Source organism: Acetomicrobium mobile, from assembly GCF_937920065.1.
The window spans coordinates 1-11515 of the sequence record NZ_CALETC010000009.1 but is presented as its reverse complement, the minus strand read 5'-3'; the positions used below and the strand labels follow the sequence as shown (position 1 = coordinate 11515).

The window sequence follows — 11515 nt, the reverse complement described above, 5'->3', positions numbered from 1 at the left end:
AGCCTGGGGGACCTCATCCAGAGATTCGGCCAATCTGCTTCCGGTCACAAGTTCTGGGGCCACAGTGATAGGTTCTTCCTGCGCTAAAACTTCGCCCGTAACACTTAAAAGAAAAAGAACGCCTAAAAAAGCTGCTAACTTTGAAAACCGTAAAATTAACCTCACATGCCTTCCCTCCATTCGTTACATCAGATCTATTAAAATTAAAAAAGGGGTAACCTGCCATAAATCGACAGGTTACCCCTTTTTCCCTGCCACGTCACGCCCCCGCACGACGCTGGCACTACTATCATTTCGGTCGGTCTTCTGGTTTCTCTTCTTCCTACTTTTCGCGCCTTCCCACCTAAAGGCAGTGGCAATATTGCGATTTCGTCAGAGTTACAGCGGCGGGGCCACACCGGACTTTCACCGGTTTCCCGTTACCGAAACGATCATGTTATTTTATTTTTTCCGCTTACTATCTTAGCCTCCGAATTTCAAAAAATCAACTTGCTCAATAAAATTGACTTTTTAGATGATCCTTTGTATTTTTAAAGCAAACTCGCACAATGACAGATCGCTAAAATCACACGCTGGATTAAAAACTAAATAATTCCCCTTTCTTTTAGAAATTCTCTGGCTACTTGAGCAGGATCTTTGCCTTCGCCGTCAACCTTGTAGTTTAATTTTTGCATGTCCTCATCGGTTATTGAGTTTGCAAGTTTGTTAAGGGCCTCAGCGATGCCAGGATATTTCTCTAAAACTTCGCCGTTAACCAAAGGCGCTGCATGATAGGGAGGAAAGAATTTTTTATCGTCTTTTAAAATCTTGAGGTTATGGGCTACAAGCAATCCATCGGTAGCAAAAGCGCTTATAACTTGGACTAGATCGTTGTCAATCGCGGCATACATTAGGCCTACATCCATAGCCTTTGCTTCTTTGAAGGAAAAACCGTAGGCCTTTTTAAAGCCAGGATATCCGTCAGGACGCTCCATGAATTCCATGGTGCAACCAAAGATTAATTGATCAGCAAATTTAGCCAGATCGGAGAAAGTCTCTATGTTGTTTTGCTTTGCAAATTCCTCCTTAACGGCAAGGGTATAGGTGTTATTAAAACCCCAAGGCTCAAGCCAAATCAGGTTCCACCTATCTTTAAATTCCTTTTTCACCGTCTCATATACTTTTTGAGGGTCGGTCTTCGCTTCCATTTGAAGTATATTGACTAAGCCAGTGCCCGTATATTCGACGTAAATGTCGATGCCGTTGTTTGCGCTTCCTCTTTTTAATGCCTCAAAACAGACGTTAGTGCCTCCCAAATGCAACTTTTTTTCGACTTTTAAATTGGTCTGTGCCTCGAGTAATTCGGCTGCAATATTGCCCACTACCATCTGCTCGGTGAAATTTTTGGAGCCCACCACGATGATCCCTGAGGCGGGGCTTGCGCCATAAGCCAGACCGCTAAAAGAAACGATATGAGCGAAGGCAAAAAGAATTGCTAACATTATTGACGTGTACTTTTTCACTTAAATCTCCTCCTGCTCTTTTATTTTTTCTTTATCCCCTTGGGCGTTACCGCCCGTTCTAAAATATTTAACAAATAATCCACGATCAAAGTCAGTACCATGGCCGGAACAGCACCCGTAATTATCATTTTGTTATTGACCATGGAAATGCCGCGATATATCAGCTGGCCAAGACCACCAGCGCCAATTAAGGCAGCGATAGTTGTTAATCCTACCGCCGTAACTGCAGATATCCTCACCCCGGTCATTATTACAGGCAAAGCCAGGGGTAGTTGTACCATTCTCATCAATTGCCAGTTCGTCATGCCCATTCCCTTTCCCGCTTCTAAAATTGCACTGTCAACGTTAGCCAAGCCGGTATAAGTGTTCTTTATGATCGGAAGTAGGGAATACAAAAATATCATGACGACCGATGGTTTAGAGCCAATCCCCATGATAGGAATTAAAAAGCCCAAAAGCGCCAAACTGGGCAATGCTTGAACGGCATTGGCAATTCCGACGACTATGCCAGCGACTTTCTCAAATCTGGTTATCGCTATACCCAGCGGAACAGCAAACAAAATTGCCAGGAAAACCGCTGTGAATGTCAGATATATATGTTGACCCGTTAAAGATAAAATTTGATCCTGTCTTTCAAGCATAAAACTTATGTATTCGCTCAAAATATTCATAATTATCACGCCTTTAAAAATAGTTTTCGCCCAAAACGTTAATTAAAGAACTCCTGGTTATCAAACCCACCAAAACGCCCTCTTCATCCACAACCGGGATATAACCAATCTTCTTCTCTGCCATTATTTTCAACACTTTTGATAGTGATTCATCTGGAGGAACGTGTATGACATCTTTTGTATATATTTCCTCTAAATACTTTTTTTCATCAAATCGTTCGCTGATATCCCTTGCCGTTGCTATTCCAAAAAGTTTATTATCCTCATCTACAATTAACACGCTGTCAACTCCGTGGCTTCTCATTATCTCAACAGCCTGAGCCAACGTTCTTTTGGGATGTGCTTTCACAGGATCCTTTATCATGACATCTTCCGCTGTCATGAGTTCAGGCGAACTCAACAAACGTTTTTTCCCAATAAATTCTTCAACAAATCCATGGGCTGGACTTTTTAACAAAACCTCGGGAACGTCAAATTGTAAAATTTGACCGTCTCTCATTATACAAATCCTGTCTCCCAACTTGAGGGCTTCATCGATGTCGTGGGTTACAAAAACTATAGTTTTGTGAAGCTCCTGTTGCAGGTTAAATAGTTCTTCTTGAAGTTGTTCCCTCGTAATGGGGTCTAAAGCGCTAAACGGCTCGTCCATGAGAACTATCTCCGGATCGGACGCCAGAGCCCTCGCCACGCCCACACGCTGTTGTTGTCCCCCTGAAAGTTCACTTGGGTACCTATCCATGAATTCTGCCTCTGGCATTCCAACAAGCTCCAATAGTTCCCTAACACGCTTTACCCTCTTTTCTTTGGGCCATTTTTTTAAAAAAGGCACGAGCTCAATGTTTTCGCCCACAGTCATATGAGGAAACAAGCCTATTTGCTGTATTACGTATCCGATGTTCCTCCGAAGTTCGATGGGATCTAATTCCCCAATATCTCGCCCTTCTATAAAAATTTTCCCGCCCGTGGGCTCTGTCAATTTGTTTATCATCTTTAACGTGGTTGTCTTGCCACAACCACTGGGGCCTATAAGTATTGTGATTTCGCCCCTTCGCATCTCAAGATCGATGCCCCTTAGAACTTCGGTATCGCCGTATTTTTTAGTAACATTTTCAAATAGTATCAAACCTAAACCACACTCCCACAAACAATCATCATGTCAAAGCACAACGACCGAAACAACCTTTTATCGAAGCATATAAAGCTCCTTTGTACTCAAACACAAATAAATTGCATTTACTATATTACATATCATATTATAAATCATGAAACCTTCACGCAAAGTTACCATACAGATTAATACTTAAATACGGACTAATACTAAAAATATGATCTTTTTCCTGGGGCAGCAACTCAAAAATATGGGCAAAAGATGATCTTCACTTCCATTCGCCACATGGGTGTTTATTTGTGATACAATGGCTTTAAAGTGTAGATAAAGTATGATTCGGGATCTGTTTTCAATCCTTCTATTCAAACGCCAAGTCTCATCTTTACTGAGCTTACTAAAAGGGGGGATTGGCTCTTAAGTGCCCTTCTATTTACAAAATAATAGACGACTGATTAGTTGATAAACCATGCTTTAGTAATTTAGTAATGAAGATTGCAGACTTTAAGAGTTTTTTCACGATTTTTCGATAAATCTAAAGATGTGAGGTGATAAAAATTGACAAGGAAAATATTGGTTGGTGTTGACATGAGCAAAATGTCGGAATCATTAATCGCTTATTCCCACAACATTGCACATAGACTCAATGATGAAATAATATATATTCATGTCCTGCCACGTATTTCTTCGATATGGAGAGGTTATGAGCCCTGGATCCCGCCACAAATAGGGGATGAAGTCAAGCAGATTGCTCACAAAAAAATATCCTACTGGATTCAAAAGGCCGAGGCTCAATTTAAGGATTTGTCTCCTCACGAACACAGCATCTTAATCGAAGAGGGATCCCCGGGAGAGGTGATCATTCAGAGGGCAAAGGAGGAGGGAGTTTCCCTCATAATAGTTGGGCACAAAGGACATAGCACAATAGAACATATTCTCATTGGAAGTACCACAACCACTATCGCTCGTCATGCACCTTGTTCAGTTTTAATTTACCGCCCTGGTTTTGAGATGATTTAGCAAATGTCTTGAACGACACTTTTGCCGGCTAATTCTCATTATTGTTTGACACTCTTCAGACGCCGTGAAATCCCTTCTTCTTCCATGAGCATGTCAATAATATCTCTGGCCGACATTTTTTCTAAATAAATTGCCTCCTCCAAACTGTCAGCTATATCTTGCGCAATTTCATCTAAAGAAGCATTTTCGCTGATAGCGATTTGATCCCAAAAAACTGGAGGTTGCGATTCAAAAAAGGCACACAATTTACTTATAGCCAATTCCTCATCGAAATCCTCCAACTGGCCTCCTTTACTTACGAATTCTTCTCTTAAGCGCGGAACCATGGCCTTAGCGGCCTTCTTTGCGAGATCTTTTTTTATTCCTTGTATAGTCATTTGATTCACTCCCCAGTTCAAGATCACCGTATTTTACTAAAATAACTTATCGTCGCTTTTAAACCGTCGCGCAAAGAGACGGAAGGATTAAATCCCAAATCCTCTCGTGCTTTCCTAATGTCTAAATATATTTTATACAGTTCTCCCTTTCTAGGTTCTTCGCGGTTCGCCATTTTTGTAAAACCAATGATTTCACTTAAAAGAGCGTACAATTCATTGACTGATGTGCCAGCAGATGTTCCTATATTAAAGGCATGGTCATCTATCGAGGAAGGGAAATCCATTTTGTCTAAATGTTGCAAAGATAATAAATTTGCCCTTGCCACATCCCCTACAAACACGTAATCTCTCACTTGATTACCGTCGCCGTAGATAGTGGGCTCCTCGCCACGCAACATCTTATTGGTAAATATGGCAACAACTCCGGCTTCTCCCATGGGATCTTGCCTTGGGCCATACACATTGGCATATCGAAGTGCAATATAGGGAAGCCCAAAAACACTATTATAATAATATAAATAATATTCTGAAGAAAGCTTGCTTACACCATAAGGCGAAAGCGGGCCCTTAGGATGATCTTCCGGCACTGGCAAAACATCTGGTTCACCATAGACTACACCACCTGAGGAGGCAAATACCACTCCCTTAACGCCAATCTTTATCGAGGAAGACAAGATATTCAGGAGCCCTAGAATGTTGATCTTAGCATCATACAGCGGATCGGCAACCGATTTTCTTACATCAATTTGTGCAGCGTGATGGCAAATATAATCGGGGCGTTCCTTCTCAAAGACGTGTTCTAGCGCTGCATCGCATATGTCAAGATTATAAAAAAGGGCTTTAGAATTGATGTTTTCAAGTTTGCCTTGCGTCAGGTTATCCACGACGACAACTTTATGTCCTTCTTCAATAAATGTATCAACGACATGCGATCCGATAAAACCCGCTCCGCCGGTCACTAAAACTGTGAACATAGAAATTAACCTTCCCTTCTTAATCAATGCCATTCTCAAGAATAAGTATAGCTTTTTTAATAAATACTATCCACTGATAGTACACTTCGATCTATAGTCTGCTATTTTTAAAATAAATGAATTCATACAGCGTCTTACAAAGACAGATTACAACGAAACGAAATTACGGACATAAAAACTCTCTCCCTTCACCCATTGGTGACGGGAGAGAGTCAGAAAACAACGTTTTTCATGACTGGTGGACTCGCATCTTTGAACTGCCTTTTAAACTTCCTCCGCAAACTAACCTTTACAGCGATAAACGCCGATCAGGGCAGGCCTTTTCATCATTGGTGCCGGGGGCGGGACTCGAACCCGCACAGTACCAAGTACCGGTGGATTTTGAGTCCACTGCGTCTACCTGTTCCGCCACCCCGGCACCTCTAAGCTAAAGATATCATAAGATTAATTGTGCGTCTAGGCCTAATTGGAGCTTTCTTCTACAAAACCTTTTTGCAAAATGCCCAAGGCTTTGCCCGGCTCTAGTCTAATTCCGACGCGCATAGCTGCCCTCTCAATCGCAGCTACTGCAGACACTAATACATGCTTATCAATGTTGCCCATATGACCCATCCTGAAGCCCTTTCCGGCATAATCTCCAAGACAAGAAGCAATATAAGCTCCTTCCTCAGATACCAGTGCCCTAAATTTGGCGTCATCAACGTTGGCCTCTTTTGGGTAAAGATACACCGATAACGTTGGAGCCCTAAAATCCTTATCAGCTAATATTGAAAAGCCCATGGAGGCGATGGCTTCGTCTACCATAACCGCCTGTCTTGCGTGACGGGCATAGCGCTCTTCAATGCCCTCTTCTTTTATAATCCTCAAAGATTCCTTTAAAGCCCATATCATATTAATAGGATGAGTTCCCCAATATTTCGATGGATCTTCCATTACGGGCAACCATTTCTCGAAATCCATATAGGAATCAAGAATTGTCCCTAGTGATCTTCGTTTCTCTAGTGCCCTTTTAGAGGCCCACAATATAGCTAATCCAGGAGCCACCCCAAAGGCTTTCTGTGAACAACTAATGAGCACATCGATGCCCATAGGATCGACATATTCTTTCACACCCCCAGAGGCAGCAACGCCATCGACCACAAAAAACGCCCCATGTTCCTGTACAATTTTACCAATTTCATCTATAGGTGCCATAGCCCCTGTTGAAGTCTCCACGTGAGTTACTGTTACAATGTCGTATTTGCTCTCCGATAGCTTGTTTTTGACATCTTCGGGAGTCACTGAACTTCCCCACTTAGCGCTTAGTACATCCACTTTCAGGCCACGTCGCCTGCATATTTCTGCATATCTATCGCCAAAGAAACCATTTGAGCACACAAGCGCCTTGTCTCCTGCCTTTGATATATTAGCTATTGCCATCTCCATTGCAAGTGTGCCGGAACCAGCGAGAACGAACGCCTGTCCGCTGCATTGCCAAAGCTCCTTTAAATCTCTAACAACACTCTTGAAATCCTCAATAAAATCGGGGTCTCCAAAAGCAATCGTCTCGCGGCCCATTTGATCTTGAATTGACCGCACTACCGGAGTAGGGCCAGGTATCATTACGAGCTTACGTGGTTTTAACATGACGGTTCGACCTCCTTATTAAAATACCTATAAACAACTACCACCGCAGGGATGATGCCCTGCTTGCCATGCCTAATGCTTCGTGAAGTTTAGTTAAGAAAATGCACCTTGACGCCTATAAAGATTATAATCCAATATTTTCCGCATAACAAAAATTTTAGCAGTTACGACCTATACTTCCCATAAAAAACCCGGAATATCATCCAATTCTATTGGAACATACAACATTCATCATTCATGAGGGGGACTGCAGTCTATCGTAACCACATCAAGTTTGTGTAGGGTTTTTAGGGACTACCCACTGGTGCATCCTAAATGGCACGTAAATGGTACGATGCCTTACCTTCCCTTAATAATACCAGCAAAAGATCCCAACCATACCAATCTGGCTAAAACGCAAATTGCGCATTTGCATTATATGTGATAATATTGCCACATATTTATCAGGGGGTGGAAATTAACTATGGATATCGAAACTCAACGTAAAAAGGCAACGTTATTAAAGGCCATGGGACATCCGGTCCGCATCGAAATCATTGAAGTGTTGGGCGAAAAAGAGATGTGTGCCTGTGAAATTGCCAGCCTGTTCGATTATGACAGAACTACTGTCAGCAAACACTTGGCCATCCTGAAAGATTTGGGAATTATCGAACAAAGACGGGAAGGATTATACATCTATTACAGACTTACCTTGCGTTGCTTAGTTCCTATGCTTCAATGCATAGAACGTACCATTTTGGGCGATCAGGTCGAAATTCAATTTGATTACAAATGTTCGTGTTCAAGAGACAACAACGAAATTTAACAAAAATAAACAGGCAGTAAGGGAGATATTCCAATGAGCGACAGCAAAAAATTCGCATTGATCCTGCTTACATTTCTCTTCTTTTACTTTATACCGGCAGATTCACCTAGGGTATCAATCGCCGCTTCGGAAGCCCTGGCAATGCTTCATGAATATGCCAGAGAACATGTTCTGCTTTGCTTGATCCCTGCTTTTTTTATAGCGGGCGCCATTTCCGTTTTCATCAGTCAACAATCCGTCATAAAATATCTCGGAAGCAATGCAAAAAAGTTCATATCTTATTCCGTTGCAGCGGTATCGGGCACAGTTTTAGCCGTATGTTCCTGCACCGTTCTTCCTTTATTCGCAGGAATTTACGCTAGGGGAGCCGGAATAGGCCCTGCTTCTACGTTTCTTTACTCAGGACCGGCTATTAATGTGTTGGCCATAATTTTAACGGCAAGGGTACTGGGTCTTGAGATGGGCTTGGCCAGAGCGATCGGGGCCATCCTTTTCAGCATAGTCATCGGATTAGCGATGTCAATTATATTTAGAAAAGACGAAGAAAAAAGGCAGGAAAGTTTTGCTGTTTCGGTCGAAGATACCACATCTCGTCCTTTGTGGCAACCGGCATCAGTTATGGCTAGTATGATTTGCTTTTTGATATTCGCAAATCTTGCAGCTCCGGAGGCAAATATCGGTTTTTGGGCATACCTTTATGACGTTAAATGGATATTAGCCCTCATCAGCGTATCCTTTGCGGCCTTCGCAACAAAAAAATGGTTTACAAGGGAGGAAAGATCTGAATGGTTCAACGCAACTTGGGGATATGCGCTTCAAGTATTGCCCTTGCTTTTTGTTGGCGTACTGATCGCAGGCTTTCTTTTCGGACGCCCCGGACACGAAGGCATCATCCCAAGCGCTTACGTCTCTTATCTGGTGGGCGGCAACTCGATCTTTTCTAACTTTTTTGCTTCGATCGTTGGAGCCTTCATGTATTTTGCCACACTAACGGAAGTACCAATATTACAAGGTCTTTTAGGCGCAGGAATGGGCAAAGGACCGGCACTTGCCCTTCTTTTAGCCGGCCCAGCTCTATCATTGCCAAGTATGTTGGTAATAAGAACCGTATTAGGGACTAAAAAAACTGTTATATACGTAATTCTTGTGGTGCTGCTTTCTTCGCTGGCTGGAATAATTTATGGTAATCTTTGAATAAGCGGAATTTGGCCATGTTCATAGGTATAGTTATTATGTATCGATGAACCTGCCTTTATTGCGTTAAATTTCTTCATTAAGGCAGGTAGCTTATGAAACATTATACTTACAAGATATCTAATTACCCAACAAATTTCTTAATGCCTCTTCCGATGGAAGTTTCCCTGCAATAACAACCTTTCCGTCAACCACCAAGGCGGGGGTGGTCATGACTCCGAAGGATATTATTTTGTTAATGTCTGTAACCTTTTCAAGCTCGTAGTCGAGATTAAGTTCTCTTGCAACTTTTTCAGCCATATCGGCAAGTTTCTTACACTTAGGGCACCCCGTGCCGAGAACTTGTATTTTCAACTCAAAATCAACTCCTTCGTCCATAAAATATGTGGCGATTATATCACATATGGTCTATTAGAAACAAGCTTGCGAGTTGCCTCAACCGCGTCAACTTTGTGTAGGATTATTAGGAACTACTCCCTAGTGTGTCCAAAAGGGCACGTAAGCAGGTTAACTAAAAATCAAAGCGAAACTATCATTAAAGGATCCATATTTAGAGACAAGTAGTCTCACAATTGTGTTAACGCTTTTTTCTGCAAACACATCAGCTTCTATAAGAAGGAGCCGCATCCATCGCTACTTACTTGTTATTGCAGTTAGGAGAGTCTGCATTACCTTTGTGTCATCATAGGCTTCAAGTTTGCCTTCGTCTCCAAGCTTAGCAATTGATGGATCTATGGGCAGTTTAGCTAAAATAGGGATATCATGTTCTCTTAGCTCTTCTGAGTGACTAGAACCAAAGGGCTTCCACGTCTGATGGCAATAAGGACATATAGCATAACTCATATTTTCCAGCGCACCTAAAACTGGTATGGACAACATATTGGCCATGTTTACTGCCTTGATTACCACCATGGCCGAAAGGGACTGGGGTGAAGTGACAGCCAAAAAACCATTTAAAGGCAGTAGTTGCATGATTGTAAGCGGAGCATCAGAAGTGCCTGGCGGTAAGTCCACTAATAGATAGTCAATCTCTCCCCACATTACCTCTTCCCAAAATTGCTTTATTACGTTTGCTATGATGGGCCCTCTCCATATTACAGGTTTGTATGGATCATCCAAGAGAAGATTTATGGACATTACGCGGATCCCAAGCTTTGGCGAAACTGGGGGGGATCAAGCCAGAAAAAGCAGCCTTGGGCTTACCATCCACTCCTAAAAGTTTTGGGATGGATGGCCCTGTGAGGTCTGCGTCCAGAATACCTAGCTTAAATCCTTGTCGCCGCAAGGCTACAGCTAACAGGGCGGTGACAGAGCTTTTTTCCTACACCGCCCTTGCCACTTCCTATAGCCAACACACGATCTATGCCCTCGTTTTTGGTTTTAGCAATTGGCGCATTATCGTGGGCTTCATTCATCATGAACTCCTCCTCTTTTCCGAATTGATCATCCTGATATAAGGGTAAATGGCTAAGGCTCGAGTCAACAGGGCACCCCTTCCGAAAACCCAACTATTGGATCCACGTGGGGGCGAGAGCATATCATTTCCTATGCGCGTCACGGCTACATCTTCCCCGAAGGTCGATCCCAGGACGACGTCGGAGTCTTTCTTTTCCTGAATAGTAAAGGGGTAGACATGTCGTTTCAGGACGTCAAGGGAAAATTTCGACATTTTTACTGTTCCCCTTCTTTCATAACGCGGACATAATAGACCCAATCCCCATATCGAACCCGCCTGATCTTGCCTTCGCTGACGAGGCGGTCGATGCTTTTTTCGTCGGAGCCCTTGCGACGCAAAACCTCTTTGACAGCATCGCTGCGCATGGGGTGGACGGCAGTGATGTTTAAAATCTCTTCTATAGGGTCGTCGGTGACTACAAAGGCGTTGCCCTCGTAGCCCGTCAGCGTTTCTGTGTCGATTCCTTGCTCTGCAAATATTGCATAGGCTATTGCGACCGTCTCGGCATCGGGCATCTGAACCCATGAAACGGCGGGAGGGCGGGTGGGGACGGAAATATAGGCCTTGCTTGGATTGAGGCTGGTGGAAAGAAACCGGGCAACCTTTTCGAGTTCCGCTGGTCCGTCGTTAAGCCCCTTCACAAGCATGGTCTCGCTGCACAGGGTGCCTTTATAAAAGCTGGCGAATTCCTCCATGCCGGCAAGAATGTCGTCGTGATCAAGGGATGGGTGCGGGCGGTCGATCCGTTTCCAGAGGTCTTGCGAAAGGGCATCAATTTTCAGACT

The 11515-nt window shown here is 43.1% G+C and carries 15 protein-coding genes, 1 tRNA gene and 1 riboswitch; of the genes, 3 read left to right on the top strand and 13 right to left on the bottom strand.

The window, feature by feature from the left end; translation table 11 throughout:
* Positions 1-278 precede the first annotated feature (278 nt).
* A riboswitch (cobalamin riboswitch) is annotated at positions 279-442 on the bottom strand.
* A gap of 142 nt (positions 443-584) precedes the next feature.
* Genes Q7P41_RS00275 through Q7P41_RS00265 form a run of 3 tightly spaced genes read right to left on the bottom strand, consistent with a single transcriptional unit; the run spans position 585 to position 3296 of the window.
* Positions 585-1502 carry a glycine betaine ABC transporter substrate-binding protein gene (locus Q7P41_RS00275; RefSeq protein WP_303881117.1) on the bottom strand — a complete coding sequence of 306 codons (918 nt, stop codon included), beginning with the start codon at positions 1500-1502 and terminating at the stop codon, positions 585-587.
* A 20-nt stretch (positions 1503-1522) separates the two neighbouring features.
* Entirely contained in the window at positions 1523-2173 is a 651-nt protein-coding gene (locus tag Q7P41_RS00270; protein ID WP_303881114.1) for an ABC transporter permease, read from the bottom strand.
* A gap of 13 nt (positions 2174-2186) precedes the next feature.
* The gene (locus Q7P41_RS00265) at positions 2187-3296 is read right to left on the bottom strand and encodes a betaine/proline/choline family ABC transporter ATP-binding protein (RefSeq protein ID WP_303881112.1); all 1110 of its coding nucleotides are present in this window, start codon (positions 3294-3296) and stop codon (positions 2187-2189) included.
* 540 nt (positions 3297-3836) lie between these two features.
* Here Q7P41_RS00265 and Q7P41_RS00260 point away from each other — a divergent pair.
* Positions 3837-4298, top strand: coding sequence for a universal stress protein (locus Q7P41_RS00260; RefSeq protein WP_303881110.1), 462 nt, complete (start codon positions 3837-3839; stop codon positions 4296-4298).
* 38 nt (positions 4299-4336) lie between these two features.
* Here the strand turns inward: Q7P41_RS00260 and Q7P41_RS00255 are convergent, their stop codons facing one another.
* The 4 genes from Q7P41_RS00255 to Q7P41_RS00240 all read right to left on the bottom strand — a co-directional run bounded on the left by Q7P41_RS00255 (position 4337) and on the right by Q7P41_RS00240 (position 7275).
* Entirely contained in the window at positions 4337-4675 is a 339-nt protein-coding gene (locus Q7P41_RS00255) for an XRE family transcriptional regulator (protein WP_303881108.1), read from the bottom strand.
* Positions 4676-4698: 23 nt separating this feature from the next.
* Positions 4699-5649: an NAD-dependent epimerase/dehydratase family protein gene (locus tag Q7P41_RS00250; RefSeq protein WP_303881105.1), complete on the bottom strand. Its 951-nt coding sequence runs from the start codon at positions 5647-5649 to the stop codon at positions 4699-4701.
* A 330-nt stretch (positions 5650-5979) separates the two neighbouring features.
* A tRNA-Leu gene (locus Q7P41_RS00245) sits at positions 5980-6067 on the bottom strand.
* Between the two features lie 44 nt (positions 6068-6111).
* Entirely contained in the window at positions 6112-7275 is a 1164-nt protein-coding gene (locus Q7P41_RS00240) for an alanine--glyoxylate aminotransferase family protein (RefSeq protein WP_303881102.1), read from the bottom strand.
* A gap of 463 nt (positions 7276-7738) precedes the next feature.
* Here Q7P41_RS00240 and Q7P41_RS00235 point away from each other — a divergent pair, with 463 nt between their 5' ends.
* Together Q7P41_RS00235 and Q7P41_RS00230 are read left to right on the top strand one after the other, a co-directional pair.
* Complete coding sequence (locus Q7P41_RS00235) at positions 7739-8080, top strand: helix-turn-helix transcriptional regulator (RefSeq protein WP_303881099.1); 342 nt, start codon at positions 7739-7741, stop codon at positions 8078-8080.
* A 33-nt stretch (positions 8081-8113) separates the two neighbouring features.
* A complete protein-coding gene (locus Q7P41_RS00230) occupies positions 8114-9274 on the top strand; it encodes a permease (RefSeq protein ID WP_303881098.1) in 1161 nt (386 codons plus the stop codon).
* Positions 9275-9394: 120 nt separating this feature from the next.
* On the opposite strand, the gene Q7P41_RS00225 is transcribed toward Q7P41_RS00230, so the two are convergent.
* The 6 genes from Q7P41_RS00225 to Q7P41_RS00200 all read right to left on the bottom strand — a co-directional run.
* Entirely contained in the window at positions 9395-9628 is a 234-nt protein-coding gene (locus Q7P41_RS00225; RefSeq protein WP_303881097.1) for a thioredoxin family protein, read from the bottom strand.
* Between the two features lie 279 nt (positions 9629-9907).
* A complete protein-coding gene (locus tag Q7P41_RS00220) occupies positions 9908-10411 on the bottom strand; it encodes a P-loop NTPase (RefSeq protein ID WP_303881096.1) in 504 nt (167 codons plus the stop codon).
* The gene (locus tag Q7P41_RS00215; protein WP_303881094.1) at positions 10386-10559 is read right to left on the bottom strand and encodes a P-loop NTPase; all 174 of its coding nucleotides are present in this window, start codon (positions 10557-10559) and stop codon (positions 10386-10388) included. Before Q7P41_RS00215 ends, Q7P41_RS00220 begins: the two co-directional genes overlap by 26 nt.
* Entirely contained in the window at positions 10540-10692 is a 153-nt protein-coding gene (locus Q7P41_RS00210) for a hypothetical protein (RefSeq protein ID WP_303881091.1), read from the bottom strand. The genes Q7P41_RS00215 and Q7P41_RS00210 overlap by 20 nt, the downstream gene beginning before the upstream one ends.
* On the bottom strand, positions 10689-10943 hold the full coding sequence (locus Q7P41_RS00205) for a hypothetical protein (RefSeq protein ID WP_303881088.1): 255 nt from the start codon (positions 10941-10943) through the stop codon (positions 10689-10691). The genes Q7P41_RS00210 and Q7P41_RS00205 overlap by 4 nt, the downstream gene beginning before the upstream one ends.
* Positions 10944-10945: 2 nt before the next feature.
* Positions 10946-11515: radical SAM protein (locus tag Q7P41_RS00200; RefSeq protein WP_303881087.1), on the bottom strand; the 570-nt coding region annotated here is incomplete at its 5' end.